This window comes from Bradyrhizobium sp. USDA 3256 (assembly GCF_054058275.1).
The window spans coordinates 6,059,827-6,078,684 of sequence record NZ_JBSSAE010000002.1 but is presented as its reverse complement, the minus strand read 5'-3'; the positions used below and the strand labels follow the sequence as shown (position 1 = coordinate 6,078,684).

At 65.7% G+C, this 18,858-nt stretch carries 18 protein-coding genes and 1 pseudogene; 10 read left to right on the top strand and 9 right to left on the bottom strand.

The annotated features are described in order from the left end of the window. The first annotated feature begins 103 nt into the window (after positions 1-103). Positions 104-982: an NmrA/HSCARG family protein gene (locus ACVWY5_RS30660; RefSeq protein ID WP_028333296.1), complete on the top strand. Its 879-nt coding sequence runs from the start codon at positions 104-106 to the stop codon at positions 980-982. Here the strand turns inward: ACVWY5_RS30660 and ACVWY5_RS30655 are convergent. The 3 genes and pseudogenes from ACVWY5_RS30655 to ACVWY5_RS30645 all read right to left on the bottom strand — a co-directional run bounded on the left by ACVWY5_RS30655 (position 979) and on the right by ACVWY5_RS30645 (position 3,432). Next, a complete protein-coding gene (locus tag ACVWY5_RS30655) occupies positions 979-1,689 on the bottom strand; it encodes a type 1 glutamine amidotransferase (RefSeq protein ID WP_028333295.1) in 711 nt (236 codons plus the stop codon). The two genes, ACVWY5_RS30660 and ACVWY5_RS30655, sit on opposite strands and share 4 nt — an antisense overlap. A gap of 85 nt (positions 1,690-1,774) precedes the next feature. Further along, the gene (locus ACVWY5_RS30650; RefSeq protein ID WP_321176721.1) at positions 1,775-2,749 is read right to left on the bottom strand and encodes a hypothetical protein; all 975 of its coding nucleotides are present in this window, start codon (positions 2,747-2,749) and stop codon (positions 1,775-1,777) included. Between the two features lie 192 nt (positions 2,750-2,941). Beyond that, positions 2,942-3,432: pseudogene (locus ACVWY5_RS30645) on the bottom strand (Lrp/AsnC family transcriptional regulator). Between the two features lie 126 nt (positions 3,433-3,558). Here ACVWY5_RS30645 and ald point away from each other — a divergent pair. Then, entirely contained in the window at positions 3,559-4,674 is a 1,116-nt protein-coding gene (ald, locus tag ACVWY5_RS30640) for an alanine dehydrogenase (RefSeq protein WP_028333293.1), read from the top strand. A gap of 277 nt (positions 4,675-4,951) precedes the next feature. Here the strand turns inward: ald and ACVWY5_RS30635 are convergent, their stop codons facing one another. Further along, a complete protein-coding gene (locus tag ACVWY5_RS30635; protein ID WP_028333292.1) occupies positions 4,952-5,740 on the bottom strand; it encodes an IclR family transcriptional regulator in 789 nt (262 codons plus the stop codon). A 145-nt stretch (positions 5,741-5,885) separates the two neighbouring features. Between ACVWY5_RS30635 and leuC the strand changes: the two genes are divergently transcribed. From leuC to ACVWY5_RS30605, 6 genes are read left to right on the top strand one after another with little or no spacing between them, the layout of a single operon-like run. Further along, positions 5,886-7,289: a 3-isopropylmalate dehydratase large subunit gene (gene leuC / locus ACVWY5_RS30630; RefSeq protein ID WP_028333291.1), complete on the top strand. Its 1,404-nt coding sequence runs from the start codon at positions 5,886-5,888 to the stop codon at positions 7,287-7,289. 3 nt (positions 7,290-7,292) lie between these two features. Then, on the top strand, positions 7,293-7,943 hold the full coding sequence (gene leuD, locus ACVWY5_RS30625) for a 3-isopropylmalate dehydratase small subunit (protein ID WP_028333290.1): 651 nt from the start codon (positions 7,293-7,295) through the stop codon (positions 7,941-7,943). After that, the gene (gene leuB / locus ACVWY5_RS30620; protein ID WP_028333289.1) at positions 7,940-9,073 is read left to right on the top strand and encodes a 3-isopropylmalate dehydrogenase; all 1,134 of its coding nucleotides are present in this window, start codon (positions 7,940-7,942) and stop codon (positions 9,071-9,073) included. The genes leuD and leuB overlap by 4 nt, the downstream gene beginning before the upstream one ends. Continuing rightward, positions 9,073-10,134 carry an ABC transporter substrate-binding protein gene (locus ACVWY5_RS30615; protein WP_028333288.1) on the top strand — a complete coding sequence of 354 codons (1,062 nt, stop codon included), beginning with the start codon at positions 9,073-9,075 and terminating at the stop codon, positions 10,132-10,134. The genes leuB and ACVWY5_RS30615 overlap by 1 nt, the downstream gene beginning before the upstream one ends. Next, complete coding sequence (locus tag ACVWY5_RS30610) at positions 10,131-10,964, top strand: ABC transporter ATP-binding protein (RefSeq protein WP_051376069.1); 834 nt, start codon at positions 10,131-10,133, stop codon at positions 10,962-10,964. The genes ACVWY5_RS30615 and ACVWY5_RS30610 overlap by 4 nt, the downstream gene beginning before the upstream one ends. After that, a complete protein-coding gene (locus tag ACVWY5_RS30605) occupies positions 10,961-11,833 on the top strand; it encodes an ABC transporter permease (RefSeq protein WP_028333286.1) in 873 nt (290 codons plus the stop codon). The genes ACVWY5_RS30610 and ACVWY5_RS30605 overlap by 4 nt, the downstream gene beginning before the upstream one ends. A gap of 48 nt (positions 11,834-11,881) precedes the next feature. On the opposite strand, the gene ACVWY5_RS30600 is transcribed toward ACVWY5_RS30605, so the two are convergent. Further along, a complete protein-coding gene (locus tag ACVWY5_RS30600; RefSeq protein ID WP_167350459.1) occupies positions 11,882-12,058 on the bottom strand; it encodes a hypothetical protein in 177 nt (58 codons plus the stop codon). 197 nt (positions 12,059-12,255) lie between these two features. On the opposite strand from ACVWY5_RS30600, the gene ACVWY5_RS30595 reads away from it, so the two are divergent. Together ACVWY5_RS30595 and ACVWY5_RS30590 are read left to right on the top strand one after the other, a co-directional pair. Beyond that, positions 12,256-12,513, top strand: a complete 258-nt coding sequence (locus tag ACVWY5_RS30595) for a hypothetical protein (RefSeq protein ID WP_028333285.1) — start codon at positions 12,256-12,258, stop codon at positions 12,511-12,513. 92 nt (positions 12,514-12,605) lie between these two features. Next, positions 12,606-14,111, top strand: coding sequence for a CYTH and CHAD domain-containing protein (locus tag ACVWY5_RS30590; RefSeq protein ID WP_028333284.1), 1,506 nt, complete (start codon positions 12,606-12,608; stop codon positions 14,109-14,111). 11 nt (positions 14,112-14,122) lie between these two features. On the opposite strand, the gene ACVWY5_RS30585 is transcribed toward ACVWY5_RS30590, so the two are convergent. The 4 genes from ACVWY5_RS30585 to gudD form a co-directional block, all read right to left on the bottom strand. Further along, on the bottom strand, positions 14,123-14,290 hold the full coding sequence (locus ACVWY5_RS30585) for a hypothetical protein (protein WP_410712152.1): 168 nt from the start codon (positions 14,288-14,290) through the stop codon (positions 14,123-14,125). 93 nt (positions 14,291-14,383) lie between these two features. Beyond that, on the bottom strand, positions 14,384-15,925 hold the full coding sequence (gene garD, locus ACVWY5_RS30580) for a galactarate dehydratase (RefSeq protein ID WP_028333282.1): 1,542 nt from the start codon (positions 15,923-15,925) through the stop codon (positions 14,384-14,386). A gap of 108 nt (positions 15,926-16,033) precedes the next feature. Continuing rightward, positions 16,034-17,482, bottom strand: coding sequence for an aldehyde dehydrogenase family protein (locus tag ACVWY5_RS30575; RefSeq protein ID WP_028333281.1), 1,449 nt, complete (start codon positions 17,480-17,482; stop codon positions 16,034-16,036). 18 nt (positions 17,483-17,500) lie between these two features. Continuing rightward, a complete protein-coding gene (gene gudD / locus ACVWY5_RS30570; protein WP_028333280.1) occupies positions 17,501-18,856 on the bottom strand; it encodes a glucarate dehydratase in 1,356 nt (451 codons plus the stop codon). Between the last annotated feature and the right edge of the window lie 2 nt (positions 18,857-18,858).

Here is an 18,858-nt window from a genome sequence, read left to right as displayed (position 1 = left end):
TATTCGAAACGGCCTGTTCAGATAATGCCACCTCCAAAGGAAAATTGGAACGGATAGCTTCTCCGCAACGGCAGACGGTCTGCCCCAAAGAGGAGTATTCGACATGACCATTCTGGTGACAGGCAGCACGGGCACCATCGGCACCCAGGTTCTCAATCATCTCGCCGGTCAGGGCGTCGAGGTTCGGGCCCTGACGCGTTCGCCCAGCAAGGCGCAATTTCCGCAGTACGTGACGGCGGTTCGCGGCGATCTTGCCGACGTGGATTCGGTCCGCGCTGCGCTTGACGGCGTCAGCACGCTGTTCCTGCTGGTGCCGAACGCCGCCGACGAACTGACGCAGGCGATGCTGACGCTGACCGCCGCGCGTGAGGCCGGCGTCAAGGGCATCGTCTATCTCTCGGTGTTCAAGGGCGAGGCCTATGCGGACGTGCCGCATTTCGCCGGCAAGCACACGGTCGAGCGGATGATCGAGGCGCTCGATCTTCCCGCGACCATCCTGCGTCCGGCCTATTTCATCCAGAACGATCTTCGGCTGAAGGAGCCGCTGCTGAACTTCGGCGCCTACGGCATGCCGATCGGCGCGAAGGGCATCTCGATGGTCGACATCCGCGATATCGGCGAGGCGGCCGCGATCGAGCTGCTGCGCCGCGAGCGCGCGTCCGCCCCGCTGGGCCGCGAGACTTACGCGCTGGTCGGCCCCGACGTCGTGACCGGCGAGGGCGCGGCTGCGATCTGGCGCGATGAGCTTGGCCGCGCGGTCCACTATGGCGGCGACGATCTCGCGGCGATGGAGCAGCGTTTCAAGGCAGCGATGCCGGCATGGCTCGCGCTCGACATGCGCCTCATGTTCGGCCGGTACCAGAGCGACGGCGCGGTCGCGACGGCCGACGAGCTGGCACGCCTGACGAAGCTGCTCGGCCGCGCGCCGCGGGCCTATCGCGATTTCGCCCGCGACGCCGCCGCGCAGTGGCGCAAGGGCTAGCTGCCTCCTTGCACGAGGAAGCGCGTGACCACGCCGCCCAGCGTGGCGTGGTCGAGCAGTTCGGTGAGCGAGGTCTTGGCGGCTTCGATCAGGGCATCCGGCGCGCGGCCGCGATGCAGATCGCACAGCGCGTCGGCATAGTCGGCGGTGAATTCCGGATGCGGCTGCACCGACAGCGTCGTGCCGTTGGCGTAGAGCAGGGCGGCGTGCGGCGTGAACCCGGACGACAGGATGGTGCGCGCGGAGGCGGGCGGGGTGATTACCTGATCCTGATGCGAGCAGGCGACGGCGATCGTCTCGCCGTCGATCAGCCCGTTGTCCGGCGCGATCCGATAGACGTGGCGCCCGATGCCCCAGCCTTTCTCGGATTTGCGCACCGTGCCGCCGAGCGCCCGCGCGATCAGCTGATGGCCGAAGCAGACGCCGACGGTCGGAATGCGCTTGTCATGGGCCGTGCGCACGAAGGCTTCGAGCGGCGCGATCCACGCGACATCGTCGTAGACGCCGGCCGATGATCCCGTGATCAGGATCGCATCCAATGTGGTGGGATCCGGCAGTGTCTCGCCGCTAGCGAGGCTGACGACTTCGCAGCCAACAGATGGATCGGCGGTGGCCACCATCCGCTCAAACATTTGCGGATAGCTGCCGTGGCGCTCGCGGGCTTGCGGGTTGACGAGCCCGGTTTCGATGATGGTGATGCGGGGCATGGAGCGCGCTGACGGATGAGCGGGGACGCCTCAGCCTTTACTCCGAAAGCACCGGCAGCGACAAGCCGTGCGTGGCGGTCGCCGATCAATTCCGCGACGGTGCCGCCGCGTCGATCGTGGCGGTGTGCTGCGCTGTCGGCGTCATGCTTGCGGTCGCCGGCGTCGTACTCTCGCTCGCCGGTGTCGCCGTCACGATCGCAGGTACGGTGCGGTAGCGCGGCAGCTGATCCTCGAGCGAGTAGCCGACGCAGAGCGCGAGGCTCGACCAGACCGCCATGCTGAAATACAGCGACATCCAGGCGATCTCCTCGCGCCACTCGGCGATGTCGTGGGTCACGACCCAGCGCCGGCTGACGTCGCGCAGGCCTTCCAGCGGATGCAGCAGCGTGCCGCCGGCGGCGAGGTTGGCGCGCCAGCGGTTCAGATACATCGGGACGTCGACGGTCATCAGGAAGGCGAGGAAGCCGGCGATGCCGAGGATCGCGACGACGAAGGCCCAGCGCACCGGGCCATGAAACTCCGGCAGCAGCCGGCACAGCGCAATCCCGACCAGGAAGAACACCACGGCCCAGATCGAGTTCTCGATCGCGTTGCAGAGATAATGGGTGGTCAGCACCGCATACCAGGAGAAGCATTCCGCGATCACGATCAGCGGCACGATGATCCAGGCGATGTTCACGGTGGTCTCGGCGCCGGTCATGGTGCCGAGCTGATGCAGGATGATCGCCCATTGCGCGGCGAAGCAGACCTCGGCGACGGTGGCAACGGTGCGGCCGACCACGACGCTCGACAGCCAGGTGTCGAACAGGCAGATGCGCTGCACGTCGGCGCGCGGCAGGACCGAGCGGAAGGCGCAGCCGAACACATAGGCCGCGCACAGCAGCATCATCAGGCCGATGCCCGAGGTGTTGCTGAAGCTGCCATTGGCCTGTTCATTGAACTGGCGGTAAAGCGCGAACCAGATCGCGATGTTGGTGGCGCTGACGAGGCTCAAGAAGCCCCACCACCGGACCACTGGATTTGACCAAGCCAGCGAAACCGGCCGTGCCCGCCACTCCATGCTCATTCACCGCTCCGCGCGTAACCGAACTGATATCGAACTGTAGTAATTTTGTCATAGAAGGCGGCGAATCACGACTAAAAAATGCGTGTGGGAGCAAACCGGGCAGGTCCGATTATGACAGTGTCCTAATATGACAGTGCTCGATTGTGACAGCGCCCGATTGTGACAGTGTGCGGTGGTGCGTGACCGTCAGCCGCGCAGCGCGGTTTCGGGGATGGTACGGCGGACCACTTCGCGCATCGCGAAGCTGGAATGGATGCGGGCGACGCCCGGCATCCGCGACAGATGCTGTTTGTGGATGCGCTCGAAGTCGGCGATGTCGCGGGCGATCACCTGCAGATGATAGTCGTCGCTGCCCGACATCAGATGGCAGGGGACACGACGTCGGGGCAGCGCGCGATCGCGGCCTCGAAGGCTGCGAGATAATCCTCGCTCTGCTTTTCCAGCGTGATGGTGACGACGACGGTCGTCACGAGGCCAAGCGCTGATGGTTCGAGGTCGACGCGGTAGCCGCGGATCACGCCGATCTCCTCGAGATGGCGGATGCGCCGCGCGCAGGCGGTCGGCGACAGCCCGACCTTCTCGGCAAGCTCGATCTGGCTCGCGCGGGCATCACTGACCAGCTCGGCGAGGATTCTGAGGTCGATACGATCGAGACCGTCCACGCAGATTTCCTTCAAGAGCTGAGCTGAATGCGAAGGATATGAGCGTATCTGGCTGTGAGCAAGCCGGAAATCGCTGAGAAACGCCATGTGACGGGGAATAGCCTTGAGGGCGGCGGAAACGAATCCTTCAAGGAGCGGACCATGCGCATCGGCGTGCCCAAGGAAATCAAGGTCGAGGAATATCGGGTCGGGCTGACGCCTGCCTCGGTGCGGGAATATGTGGCGCACGGCCACGAGGTCGTGGTCCAGCGCGGCGCCGGTGATGGCATCGGTGCCGGCGACGAGGTCTACACCCAGGCCGGCGCGCGGATCGCCGACACCGCCGAAGAGGTGTTCTCCGTCGCCGAGATGATCGTGAAGGTGAAGGAGCCGCAGCCGTCCGAATGGATCAGGCTGCGCGAGGGACAGATCCTCTTCACCTATCTGCATCTCGCGCCCGACGTGCCGCAGACCGCGGGTCTGATCGCCTCCGGCTGCACCGCGGTCGCCTATGAGACCGTCACGGATGCGCATGGCGGGCTGCCGCTGCTCGCGCCGATGAGCGAAGTCGCGGGCCGGCTCGCGATCGAGGCCGCGGGCGCCGCGCTGCGCAAATCCGCCGACGGCATGGGCAAGCTGCTCGGTGGCGTGCCCGGCGTTCCGCCGTCGCGGGTTGCGATCATCGGTGGCGGCGTGGTCGGTACCCATGCGGCACGGATGGCGGCAGGGCTCGGCAGCGACGTCACCATCCTCGACCGCTCGTTGCCGCGGCTGCGCCTGCTCGACGATCTCTTCCTCGGCCGGGTCCGCACCCGTTACGCCACGCTGGAAGCGATCGAGCAGGAGGTCTTCGCGGCTGACGTTGTGATCGGCGCGGTGCTGGTGCCCGGCGCCAGCGCGCCCAAGCTGGTGTCGCGCGCGCAGCTTGCGGGCATGAAGCGCCGCGCGGTGCTGGTCGACGTCGCGATCGACCAGGGCGGTTGCTTCGAGACCTCGAAGCCGACCACGCATCAGGCGCCGACTTATCTCGTTGACGACATCGTGCATTATTGCGTGGCCAACATGCCGGGCGCGGTGCCGGTCACCTCGAGCCACGCGCTCAATCATGCCACCTTGCCGTTCGGCCTGGCGCTGGCCTCGAAGGGACTGCGCGCGCTGGTCGAGGATCCGCATCTGCGCACCGGCCTCAACGTGCATCGCGGCCGCATCACCAACCGCGCCGTGGCCGAAAGCCAGCATCTGTCGGCCGTGATGCCGGAAGAAGCGCTGGCGTCGTAACATTTGCGAGCAGCCTTTCCCATTGTCGTCCCGGCGAAAGCCGGGACCCATACTCCGCGGCGGACGTTATGGGGGGATTCGTCGACACAGCTGAGCAAGGCAACAGGCGTTCGTGGTTATGGGTCCCGGCTTTCGCCGGGACGACATCGAGTGTGTTGTGCCGTCGCGTAATCCGGATTGCGCGAAGCCTGTCATCGGGCGCGCGTTCGAGCGACCCATTGGCTCCATCCGGGCTGCGGCTTTGCCATCCGTACCACGCGTTAGGTGTCCCGAGAGGTCATTTCTCAACGAATCTTGGCCCGGCTTCCTCCGTCAATTCCTTCAGCCGGCTCTGCATGACTTCAATGATGTGCGAGCGCTTTGCCGCGATACGTTCGATGGGGCCGCCGATGCCGATGGCCAGCGGAGCGCGTCGCTTTGGCAGGGGAACGAGCATGCCTATTGTGTTTGCGCCCGGCGTCGTGCGGCCGCCTGACTCGGAAAAGCCGCGGCGGCGAATGCGCTCGACCTCCTCGAGAAAGGCGGATTCGCGAACGCGCGCCGACTGACTGGGCTCCTCGGCGTTGTTGCGACGGATAATGCCGCGAATTTTGGTGTTCGGCATTTGGCTCAGCAGCACATGTCCGAGCGCGGTCCGAACCATCGGCCGTATTTGACCGGCCTGTGCAGTGTACTGAAGCTGAGAGCCGCCAGGGACCACGTGCAGATATTGCATCCCGGCCGCGCCGGCCTGTTGCCCAAGCATGACGGTTTCGCCGCCCGTCGCGGTCCAGAGTTCCTCCATCAGATCGGTGAGCTTGGTATCACGGAACGGAGAACGACGGATCCAATCACCGAGCAGATTGACCCGGTAGCTCGGGATGAAACGTCGGGTCTTTCGCTCGTATTCCAGGTAGTTCAATTCAACGAGACAGCGAAGCAACACGGACGTGCTCGATTGGGGCATCTCCAGCGCGGACGATATTTCAGTCACGGAAGCAGCCCGCTTTGTTTTCCGAAAGAACTCCAGAACTGCAAACGTCCGCATGGCCGACTTGACGATGGCCGTCTTATTCAGATTCGGCATGGCTGGCTCCTCGGTGGGGCAAGTACCGCACTTCCATCACATATGTGATGTTAAGGCAAAACTGCTTCACTTGACGACAACTTTGGCCCAGATTGGCGCCAATTAGATCAAGGCGCATGGAAACGCAGAGAGCAGGGGAAGGCGGATGCCCGGCCGAAGTTTGCTCGAGAAGATCTGGGGCCAGCATGTCATTGCTCGCCTCAGCGAAGACACAGACCTCCTTCATATCGACCGCCATCTGCTGCACGATCTCGGTGGTTCGCGCGGCCTGCTCGATCTGAAGAGCCGGGGCCTCAAGGTCCACAATCCCGAACTGACCTTTGCAACGCCGGATCACGCGCTGTCCACGGCGCCCGGCCGCGCCGGAACCAGCAAGATCGGACTGGAATTGCTGGCGGCGCTGCGGGTCGAGACCTCGGCGAGCGGCATCACGCTGTTCGACGTCGACCAGCCCGGCCAGGGCATCGTCCACGTCATCGGTCCGGAACTCGGCTTGAGCCTGCCGGGCGCGACCATCGTCTGCGGCGACAGCCACACCTGCACCCATGGCGGCTTAGGGGCGCTCGCCTTCGGCATCGGATCGAGCGAGCTCACCCATGTGCTGGCGACGCAGGCGCTGATCCAGCGCCGCCCGAAGACGATGCGCGCGCGCTTCGAGGGCAAGCTGCCGCTCGGCGTCACCGCCAAGGACATGATCCTGGCGCTGATCGGCCATATCGGCGCCGCCGGCGGCACCGGCTATGCAGTCGAATATGCCGGCAGTGCGATCCGCGCGCTGCCGATCGAGGGCCGGCTCACGATCTGCAACCTCTCGATCGAGCTCGGCGCCAAGATGGGCATGGTGGCACCGGACGAGAAGACGTTCGAATTTCTCCGCGGCCGTCCCTATGCGCCGCAAGGCGAGATGTGGGATCTCGCGGTGAAAGCGTGGCGCGAACTGCCGAGCGATCCCGACGCGGTGTTCGACCGCGAGGTCGTGATCGATGTCGAGAAGATCATCCCGCAGGTGACCTGGGGCATCAGCCCCGAGCACGTCGTCGGCGTCGATGGCGTGATTCCCGATCCGAAGGCGGTCGACGATCCCTTGCGGCGCGCCGCGATCGAGACCGCGCTGGAGTATATGGGCCTGCAAGGCGGGGCGCCGATCGCCGGCACGCCGGTCGATTGGGTGTTCATCGGCTCCTGCACCAACAGCCGGCTCAGCGATCTGCGCGCCGCGGCCGAGGTTGCCCGCGGCCGCAAGGTCGCGGCCGGGGTCCGCGCCTGGGTGGTGCCGGGTTCGGAGAATGTCAAGCGCGAGGCGGTCGCCGAAGGGCTCGACAAGATCTTCATCGACGCCGGCTTCGAGTGGCGGGAGCCGGGTTGCTCGATGTGCCTTGCCGCCAATGGCGAGGTGGTGGCGCCCGGGCAGCGCTCGGTCTCGACCTCGAACCGCAATTTCGTCGGCCGGCAGGGGCCGCGCGCGCGGACGCATCTGGCGAGCCCCGCGAGCGCCGCAGCATCCGCCATTGCCGGCGCGATCGCCGATGTCAGGATGATGGGACGCTAGAGCATGCCAAAACCGTTCGACAGGCTCACCGCAACCGCCGCGCCGATCATGCGCGGCAATATCGATACCGACGTCATCATCCGCATCGAGCGGCTGGTGGGTAATTCGATCCGCGGCACGCTCGGCAAATGGGCGTTCGGCTCGCTGCGCTATCTGCCCGACGGCTCGGAGAACCCGGAGTTCATCCTGAACCGCGAGCCATACCGCGAGGCGGAGATCCTGGTGACCGGACCGAATTTCGGCTGCGGCTCCTCGCGCGAGGGCGCGGTGTGGTCGCTGCAGGAGCGCGGCATCCGCGCCATCATCGGCTCCGGCTTCGGCGACATCTTCTTCGCCAACTGCTTCCAGAACGGCATCCTGCCCGTCATCGTAGACAAGGCGGTGGTCGATCAGCTTGCCGCCGACATCGAGGCGACGCAGGGCGCGGGTAAGGTCTCGATCGACCTCGAGGCCCAGACCATCGTCTCGCCGTCGGGCGCGCGGCATTCGTTCGAGATCGATCCGCGGCGGCGCGAGGGGCTGTTGAAGGGGCTCGACGAGGTGGCGCTGACGCTGCAGCGCGACGACGAGATCCACGCTTTCCAGGCCTCCGACCGCGCGGCGCGGCCATGGATTCATTCGACAAGGACACCCGCTTCAAGGACACCGGCATGAGCGCGCAATCCAACATGGTCAAGGTCGCCGTCGTCGGCGGCGAGGGCATCGGCCCCGAGGTCACCGCGCAGTCGCGTCGCGTGCTCGACTGGTTCGCGGCGAAACGTAACGTGCCGATGACGCTGCGCGAGGCGCAATACGGCCTGATCCCGTATCTGGCGACCGGCAAGGTGCTGCCCGAGGATACCGCCGAGGCGATGGACGAGGCTGACGCCATCCTGTGGGGCGCGACCGGCGGGCCGGAGACGACCGAAGTGCCGGCCGCGGCACGCAAGGCCGGCAGTCTGCTGGGCCTGCGCAGCAAGTACGATCTCTATGCCAATCTGCGGCCGATCGTGGCGAGCCCGGCACTGTCGGCCTCCGCGCCGCTCAAGGCCGAGGTGCTCGACGGCGTCGATTTCGTCATCATTCGCGAACTGACGAGCGGCATCTATTTCGGCGAGCCGCGCGGCATCGAGACACTGCCCGACGGCCAGCGCCGCGGCTTCAACACCGAGCAATACACCACGAACCAGATCCGCCGCGTCGCGCGCTCGGCCTTCGAGCTGGCGCGGACCCGGCGCAACAAGGTCTGCTCGGTCGACAAGGCCAATGTGCTGGAGACCAGCGTGGTCTGGCGCGAGGAGGTGATCAAGCTGCACAAGGAGGAGTTCTCCGACGTCGAGCTGACCCATCTCTATGTCGACAACGCCGCAATGCAGATCGTGCGCGAGCCGCGGCAGTTCGACGTCATGGTGACCGGCAACATCTTCGGCGACATCCTGTCCGACTGCGCGGCGATGGCTTCGGGCTCGCTCGGCATGCTGCCGTCGGCCTCGCTCGGCCCGGTCGATCGCTTCGGCCGCCGCAAGGCGCTGTATGAACCGGTGCATGGCAGCGCGCCCGATATCGCGGGCAAGGGCATCGCCAATCCGCTCGGCTCGATCCTCAGCGTCGCGATGCTGCTGCGCCTGACGCTGAACCGGCCCGAGGACGCCGACCTGCTCGAGAAGGCGGTGCAGACCGCGCTGGCCTCCGGCGCGCGCACGGCCGATATCGCCGAGGCCGGGGCGAAAAAGCTGTCGACTGTCCAGATGGGCGATGCGGTGCTCGGCGCGCTCGACAAGATCTCGGCCAAGGAGCACGCGTGATGGCGCGCCTCACCATGCCCCACATTTCAAGGCGGTCGGCGCTGACGGTGATCGCCGCCGGCGGCGCCGCGCTAGCGACCGGGCGTGCGTGGGCGCAGGCGGCCGCGGGCCGCGCAATCTATCCGGTCGCGGTGCCGGTCTATCAGACGCAGTTCGTCGCCGATCGTATCGGCTACTTCAAGGAGGCCGGGCTCGACTGCAAGCTGGTGCAGGGCGGCAGCGGCGTGAAGACCCGCGAGATCATCGCCTCGTCGCAGGGCGATATCGGTATCGGCGACGTCACCCATCCGATGCAACTGACCAATCACGGCCGCGCCGCGCGCGTGCTGTTGCCGGTCGACACGCGATCGAACTCGGTGATGTTCATTATCCGCAAGGACCTGAAGGACCAGGGCATCTACTCGCTGGAGGCGTTCACGCAATGGAAGCGGCCCGACGGCCGCAAGCCGATCGTCTCGGTGTCCTCGCTCGGCGGCACCAACCATGTCTGGTCGTCCTACTACATGGAAACAATGGGACTCGACGACAAGGTGACCTGGATCGGCACCGGCAATGTTGACACCATGCTGGGATCGCTGAAGTCGAAGCAGGTCGACATCCTCGTCAGCTCGCTGTCGCTGTTGAACGAGGCACAGCAGCAGGGCTGGGGCGAATTGCTGTTCGACGGCACCGATGAGGCGATCTGGAACAAGCATATCGGCGGCAAGGTGCCGGTGACCGCGCATTTCACGCTGCAGGCCACCATCGACAAGGACCCGGCCAAGATGCAGGCCTATGTCACCGCGCTGTGGCGCGCGTCGCAATGGATCAAGACCCACAAGCCGACCGAGGTCTATGACGCCATCGAGCCCTATGTCGGCAGCACCTCGCGCGAGGCCAATCTGCTGGAGATCACGTCGATCCAGAAGGTCGCGGACTATGAGGGCTCGATCGACGCCGCAAGCTTCGCGCGCGGCGAGAAGGTCTGGTTCCGCGAGATGACCGGCATCAAGCCGCTCAAGATCGCCGACGTGGTCAACTCGAACCTCATCGAAGCGGCGCGAAAGGCCTATCCGGGTTGAGCGCGCTCGAGACAAGCGCAACCGTATCGCCGCGCGCCTCGGCCGATCGCCGCGTCGAGGTCAAGGGCCTGAGCAAGTCGTTCCAGCTCGCCAAAACCACGATCGAGGCCGTGCGCGACGTGACCTTCGACGTCCGCCGCGGCGAGTTCGTCGCGCTGCTCGGGCCGTCGGGCTCCGGCAAGAGCACCGTGCTCAACATGATCGCCTCGCTGATCCGCCCGACCGGTGGCGAGATCCTGATCGACGGCAAGCGCGTCGTCGCCGGCAAGGCGACGCCCAATGTCGGCTATGTGTTCCAGCGCGACACGCTGTTTCCATGGCGGACCGTCGGCGACAATATCGGCTACGGGCTGGAGCTATCAGGCGTGCCGGCTCACGAACGGAAGGAGCGCATCGCCGAATGCGTCGCGCAGGCGGGCCTGAAGGGATTCGAGAACGCCTATCCGTCGGCGCTGTCGGGCGGCATGCGCCAGCGCGCGGCGCTGATGCGGACGCTGATCGTCGAGCCGCAGATCTTGTTGATGGACGAGCCGTTCGGCGCGCTCGATACCCACACCAAGATCGACATGCACGAGGTGCTGCTCCGGATCTGGGAACGCGAGCAGCAGACCGTGCTGTTCGTGACCCACGATCTCGGCGAGGCGCTGACATTGGCCGACCGCATCATCCTGTTCTCGGCGCGGCCGGGCCGGATCAAGGACATGTTCGAGGTCGACTTCGCGCGGCCGCGCGATGCGGTGAAGGTGCGAGAGACCCCGCATTATGCCGAGCTGTTCCAGCACATCTGGCATTCGCTGGGCGAGGAATTCGTCAAGGGCCGCAGCGCATGAAGAGATACGGCACGCTCGGCACGGTCGGCTGGCAGGTCCTGATCTGCGCCGTCGTGCTGTCGGTCTGGCAATGGGGCTACGACCTCCGCACCAAGCTGCCCTGGCTGGTGCCCGACCTGCTCGATCCCTACTTCATCTCGAAGCCGTCGATGATCTTCGACAACTTCCTGATCCAGAGCTGCCTGACCTCGAAGCTCGGCGCCTTCAACAGCTGGTTCAACGGCGACTTCGGAAAGTGCCTGGCGCGCAACGAGAACAACCTCTGGGCCGCGACCGCCATCACCCTGAAGAATACCTTCTTCGGCTTCGTTACCGGCGTGGTCAGCGGCTTCGTCGCCGGGCTGATCCTGGGACGATCCGATCGGCTGAGCGCGATCTTTCAGCCCTTCATCACTGCGGTGAATTCGATCCCACGGATCGCGCTGGCGCCGATCATCGTGCTGGCGTTCGGGATCGGCGACATGTCGAAGATCGTGACGTCGTGGATCGTCGTCGTGTTCCTGGTGTTCTTCAACACTTTCGAGGGCGCGCGCTCGATCGACGAGGGCTTTACCAATGCCGCGCGGCTGCTTGGCGCCAGCGAATGGCAGATCACCCGGACGGTGGTGATCCCCTCGACCATGGCCTGGGTGTTCGCTTCGCTGACGCCTGCGATCTCCTTCGCGCTGATCGGCGTGATCGTCGGCGAGTTCATCGGCGCCGAGCGCGGCATCGGCCGTCTCATCATCGAATCGGAGGCGCGCGGCGAGGCCTCGGGCATGATGGTTGCTGTCGTGGTGCTGATGCTGGTCGGTGTGGTGCTGTCGGCGATCATCTGGCGGCTGCAGGCCTATCTGTTGCGCTGGCAGCGGCAACGCAGCGCCGAATAGGCCGCGAGCCGTGGCGACGTCGCATTTGCCGCCACGGCCGGGCTGGATCTAGGCTGCATTTTCCGATGGCGAAGTCTCGCCGTCGAGCCAGTCCTGTTCCTTTGCCAGCGCGCGCCAGGCCGCTTCCATTCGCTTGAAGCGATTGTAGGTCGGCGCGTCGTCGGCACGCTCGGCAAGCTGCGCGCAGTTCTCCGCATTGTCGCGGAAGTGCTGTGACTGTTTCATGGAACGTCCTCCTATTAGTTAAGGACGTGGGACATCAATTCAGGCTATTCAACGCGTGGAACATGGGTATTTCGCCACACAGATGAATGCTTGTTCAGCGAGTTCCCCGCGCGATGTCTGCAACACGGTCGATACAGGAACGGTGTGTCTCACTCGACGTTCCTTCTTCACATCGCAACTGGAGGAGGAGAGACAGCATGAGGACGTATCTGCTAGCCGCGGCCATGGTGACCGCGATCGCATCGCCTGTGTTCGCCGATGATATCGGTGTCCGCGCAGGTCCCGTCGGCGCGGGCGTGACCGTTGGTCGGGCGCCCGAGTATCGCGACCGCGATCGTGATCGCACCACCGTGATCAGGGAGCGTGAGCCGCGCCATGACCGGACCACGGTCATCAAGAAGCGGGACGAATTCGGCAATCGCAGCAAGACCGTCATCCATAACGACGACGATTGACGCCAACTCAGGCGATCTTGTGTGAGCATGAACGTCCGTCGCTGACTTCGTCACGGCGGACGTCTGCTTGGTGCCCCAGGCATGGAGCGACGATGGCGGCCGAGACGGAGCTCAAATTCCACGTTCCCGCGCGCAAGCTCAAGGGACTGAAGAAACCGCGGGTCGCCGGCAGCAGGAGCGGTGCACCATCCGAGAGCGATCTCGTCTCGACCTATTTCGACACGGCGAAGCACAAGCTCAAGCGGCACGGACTGACGCTGCGCGTGCGGCGCGATGGCGGCAACTATGTTCAGACTATCAAGTCGGGAGCGGGTCCGCAGTTTGAACGGGGCGAATGGGAGACTGACCTGGCGGACGGAAACCTCGACCTCGACAAGGCTGAAGGTACGCCGCTCGAAAAGCTCGCGTCTGGCAGGCTGCGTCGCAAGCTGAAGCCGGTGTTCGAAACGTCGGTGCGGCGTATCACCGTGCCGCTGCGGACCAAACGCAGCGAGATCGAACTCGCGATCGATCGCGGCTACACCACGGCCGGGCACCGTTCGCGCCGAATCGACGAGGTCGAACTCGAGCTCAAGAGCGGCCGCCCGCTCGACCTGTTCCGGGTCGCCAGGGCGCTGGAGCGGAAGGCGGCGGCGGAGCTCGATCTGCGCTCGAAAGCCGAACACGGCTATGAACTTGCCGATGGCGAGGAGCATGTCGTCGTCTCCGCCGGGAGCATCGTGCTCGACGCCGGACTTACCGCCGGCGCGGCATTCCGGGTGGTCGCGCGCAGCGCGCTTCGTCACTTCTCGTCGAATGCCGACGCGGTCCGCGAGGGCGAGGCGGAAGGCATTCACCAAATGCGGGTCGGGTTGCGGCGGCTGCGCGCTGCGATCTCGCTGTTCTCGAAGATCCTCACCGTAGCTCCGACGGAGGAGATCAAGACGCAGCTGAAGTGGCTCACCAACGCGCTCGCGCCGGCGCGCGAGCTTGATGTGTTCGTCAAGGAAGATATCGAGCCTGCATCGCATGACGCGCTGCTCCGGCGCGGCGGCAAAGCGATCCGGCGGGAGTTTTCCGGTCGCCGCGACCGCGCATTTGCCGGCGCGAGGCACGCGGTCAATTCGCGGCGCTATCGGTCCATGCTGATCGACACGCTGCAATGGATCGAGGCAAGGCAGACCATTGCCGCGGAGGACGAAGGCGGTCCGATCGAGGAATTCGCCGCCGCGCTGCTGCATCGCCGCATCAGGAAGCTGCGCAAGGATGGCCGGCGTCTCGACGAGCTGTCGGCCGAGGAGCGGCACAAGCTGCGCATCAGGGCCAAGAAGCTCAGATACGCGATCGACTTCTTCGAAAGCCTGTTTTCGCGCAAGGGTGAGCGCAAGCAACTCGCGCGGCTGTCCCGGCATCTGAAGCGGGTCCAGGATGCGCTCGGCTCGCTCAACGATTTTGTCGCGCACCGCGAGCTGGCGGTCGATGCGGCGCTGAAGGCCCCGCATCGGAAGGAGCGCGCCAGCGCCTTTGCCTCGGGCGTCGTGCTCGGCCGAGAGGAGCAGGCGGTCAAGCCGCTGATCAAGGTCGCCGCCAAGGAAGTGCGTGGCCTAAAGACGTTTTGACGACCGGACATCTATGCCGGTGGTGATGCCCCCGATTGCCTCTCCCGCTCGGCCGCTGCGATGCGACATTCCTCCGCGTAGGCACGCAGGCGCTCGACCGTCAACGAGTCTATGCCGGTGCGTGCCAGCCGCTCGGCGCGGTCGGCCTGATCTCTGAGATCGTTGGTTGTCCGGGTCATGTGTGCCTCCATGCCCAGACAAATTGAATCGAATTGCCACGTTCCCGGGCCGATCAGGACGTGGCTAACGGGTGGTTAAGGAGCCGCGGATGCTCAGGTCACCGGTGCCGGGTTGAACAGCGTCAGATCGTTGTGGATGCCCCAGCGGTCCGACCACGGCTGGGTGCGACCGCTCGCGACGTCGAGGATCAGACGGAACAGGTCCCAGCCGGTTTCCTCGATGGTCTTCTCGCCGCTGGCGATGCAGCCGGCGTCGAAATCGATCAGGTCCTTCCAGCGCCGTGCCAGCTCGCTGCGGGTCGCGACCTTGATGACGGGGGCTGCGGCGAGGCCATAGGGCGTGCCGCGGCCGGTGGTGAACACCTGCAAGGTCATGCCGGAGGCGAGCTGCAGCGTGCCGCAGATGAAGTCGCTGGCGGGAGTAGCCGCAAACAGCATGCCCTTCTGCCGCGCCTTCTCGCCCGGCGACAGCACGCCCGCGATCGGGCCGGAGCCCGACTTGACGATCGAGCCGAGCGACTTCTCGACGATGTTGGCAAGGCCGCCCTTCTTGTTGCCCGGCGTGGTGTTGGCGCTACGGTCGGCGCCGCCGCGGGCGAGATAGGCGTCGTACCATTCCATCTCGCGGATCAGCGCGCGGCCGACATCCTGGTTGACGGCGCGGCGGGTCAGCAGCTGGATCGCGTCGCGCACCTCGGTCACTTCCGAGAACATCACGGTCGCGCCGGCGCGCACCAGCAGGTCGGCGGCGAAGCCCACCGCGGGGTTCGCGGTCACGCCGGAGAACGCGTCGCTGCCGCCGCATTGCAGGCCGATCACGAGATCGGCGGCCGGGCAGGTCTCGCGCTTGCGGGCGTTGAGCACGTTCAGCCGGGCCTCGGCCTGGGTCATGATGGCGTCGACGATGGCGCCGAAGCCGTCAAAGGCCTCGTCCTGCATGCGCACGATGGCGTCGCCGACGCCCTCCGGCACCAGCCGTTCCGGCGCGAGCTTCTCGCAGCCGAGGCCGACGACGAGTATCTCGCCGCCGAAATTCGGATTGAGCGCGAGATTCTGCAGGGTGCGGATCGGCACCACGGCGTCGGGCGCGGTGATCGCGACGCCGCAGCCATAGGCATGCGTCAGCGGCACGACGTCGTCGACGTTGGGGTATTTCGGCAAGAGCTCGGCGCGGATGCGCTTGACTGCGTATTCCATCGTGCCCTTGACGCATTGCACGGAGGAGGAGATGCCGAGGATATTCTTGGTGCCGACCGAGCCATCGGGATTGCGATAGCCCTCGAAGGTGAAGCCTTCGAGTGGCGGCAGCGCCGGCGGCACCGCGGTCGCAATCTCGAGCTGATCGAGCGGCGGCGCGTCGGGCATGCGGATGCGGGCCTCGTCGACCCATTCGCCGGCGAGGATCGGCGACAGCGCCGTGCCGATCACCTCGCCATAGCGGATGATCGGAGCGCCTTCGGCGATGTCTTCCAGCGCGGTCTTGTGGCCCTGCGGCACGAAAGCACGCAGCGTCAGGCCCGAGGCGAAGCGCGAGCCGGCCGGCAGCCCGAAATCATTCACGACGATCGCGACATTGTCGCGCTCGTTGAGCTTGATGTAGCGGGGCTGCTCCTGCGCGCCGATCGACTGGTCCATCGTGGACTCCGGAAGTTGTAGGGCGGGTTAGCCGAAGGCGTAACCCGTCATGTTTGGTACGTTGTGGCCATGGCGAGTTACGCCTTCGGCGAACCCACGCCACAAGCCTCAGCCCGGGAACGTGTAAGCCGTCTTCACCGTGGTGTAGAACTCGCGGGCATAGGCGCCCTGTTCGCGCGCGCCGTAGCTCGAGCCTTTGCGGCCGCCGAACGGGACGTGATAGTCGACGCCGGCGGTCGGCAGGTTGACCATCACCATGCCGGCCTCGCTGTTGCGCTTGTAGTGCGAGGCGTATTTCAGGCTTGACGTGCAGATGCCCGAGGCGAGGCCGAACTCGGTGTCGTTGGAGATCGCCAGCGCCTCTTCATAATCCTTGGCGCGGATCACGCAGGCGACCGGGCCAAAGATCTCCTCGCGGGCGATGCGCATCTGGTTGTTGGCCTCGGTGAACAGCGCTGGCTGTAGATAGAAGCCGGGCGTCTCGCGGTTGAGCAACTCGCCGCCCCAGTGCAGGCGGGCGCCTTCATCCTGGCCGATCTTGATGTAGCGCAGGTCCTGGTCGAGCTGGCTCTGGTCGACGACCGGGCCGACATGCACGCCGCTCTTCAGCGCGTCATCCACCGAAAGCCCCTTCATCCGCTCGGTCATGGCGGCGACGAAGCGGTCGTGAATACCCGCGGTGACGATCAGGCGCGAGGACGCGGTGCAGCGCTGGCCGGTCGAGAAATAGGCTCCGTTGACGGCGACCTCGACCGCGACCTTCACGTCGGCGTCGTCGAGCACGACCAGCGGGTTCTTGCCGCCCATCTCGAGCTGGAACTTCTTCATGGGGTTGGAGAGCACGCAGGCCTGCGCGATCTTGCGGCCGGTCTGCACCGAACCGGTGAAGGAGATCGCGGCCACGTCGGGATGATCGAGCAGGGTCTGGCCGACCACCGAGCCCGAGCCGACCACGAGGTTGAAGACCCCCGCCGGAATGCCGGAACGCGCGATGATCTCGGACAGCGCATGGGCGGAGCCCGGCACCAGCTCGGCCGGCTTGAACACCACCGCGTTGCCGTAACACAGCGCCGGCGCGATCTTCCAGGCCGGGATTGCGATCGGGAAGTTCCACGGCGTGATCATGCCGACGACGCCGACCGGCTCGCGGGTGATCTCGACGTCGAGGCCGGGGCGCACCGATGCGCCTTTCTCGCCCATCAGCCGCAGCGCTTCGCCGGCAAAGAACGCAAAGATCTGTCCGGCGCGCGCCACCTCGCCGATGCCTTCCGGCAGCGTCTTGCCTTCCTCGCGGGCGAGCAGGCGGCCAAGCTCTTCCTTGCGGGCGAGGATTTCGACCGAGATCTTGGTCAGCGCGTCGAAGCGTTCCTGCGGCGTCGAGCGCGCCCAGGCCGGGAATGCGGCCTTCGCGGCGGCGATCGCCTTTTCGGTCTGCGCCTTGTCGGCCTTGGCGTATTCGCCGACGACATCGCCGGTGTTGGAGGGGTTGATGTCCCGCGTGATGCCTGTTCCGTCGACCCATTCGCCGGCGATGAAGTTCTTCTGGTGAGCGGTCATGTTTCCAACCTTTCTTGTTTAGCGCACGAGGCAGGGACGCTTGTCGTCGAAGGTCCACCCCTGGATCAGGAACTGCATGGCCAGCGCGTCGTCGCGGGCGCCGAGGCCATGCTGCTTGTATAGCGCGTTCGCGGCCTCGATGGCACCGCGATCGAGCTCGATGCCGAGGCCCGGCCGATCCGGGATTGCGATCTTGCCGCCCTTGATCTGCAGCGGCTGGCGCGTCAACGCCTGGCCATCCTGCCAGATCCAGTGGGTGTCGATCGCGGTCACCTTACCGGGCGCGGCGGCGCCGACATGGGTGAACATCGCCAGCGAAATATCGAAATGGTTGTTGGAGTGCGAGCCCCAGGTCAGGCCGTTGTCGCGGCAGGTCTGCGCCACCCGCACCGAGCCCTGCATGGTCCAGAAATGCGGATCGGCGAGCGGAATGTCGACTGCGCCAAGCCGCAGTGCGTGCGAGAGCTGCCGCCAGTCGGTCGCGATCATGTTGGTCGCAGTCGGCAGCCCGGTGGCGCGGCGGAACTCGGCCATGATCTCGCGGCCGGAGAAGCCGGCCTCGGCACCGCAGGGATCCTCGGCATAGGCGAGTACGCCATGCATGTTGCTGCACAGCCGGATCGCCTCGTCGAGCGACCAGGCGCCGTTCGGGTCGAGCGTGACACGCGCCTTCGGGAAGCGTTTTGCAATTGCGGTGACGGCCTCGATCTCCTCTTCGCCCCTGAGCACGCCGCCCTTGAGCTTGAAATCGGCAAAGCCGTAATGCGCCTGCGTCGCCTCGGCGAGGCGCACGATCGCCTCCGGCGTCATTGCCACCTGGTGGCGCAGATCGAACCAGTCGGGCTTGCCGGTCTCGCCCTCGACGTAAGGAAGGTTGGTCTTCCTGCGATCGCCGACGAAGAAGAGATAGCCGAGCGTCTCGACGCTCGTGCGCTGCTGGCCTTCGCCAAGCAGCGCTGCGACCGGGAGATTGAGATGCTGGCCGAGCAGATCGAGCAGCGCGGATTCCACCGCGGTCACAGCATGGATGGTGACGCGGAGGTCGAAGGTCTGCTTGCCGCGGCCGCCGGCGTCGCGATCGGCGAAGGCCTGGCGCATCGAGGCCAGGATGTTGTTGCAGGCGCCGATGGTCTGGCCGACGACGAGGTCGCGGGCGTCCTCGAGCGTCTTCTTGATCTTCTCGCCGCCCGGCACCTCGCCGACGCCGGTGTGACCGGAGTTGTCGGTGAGGATAACGAGGTTGCGGGTGAAGAACGGCGCATGCGCGCCGCTCAGATTGAGGAGCATGCCGTCGCGGCCGGCGACCGGGATCACCTCCATCGCCGTGACAACAGGTGCGCCGGCAAAGCCGGTGCGGATCGTGTCCTGGATCATCT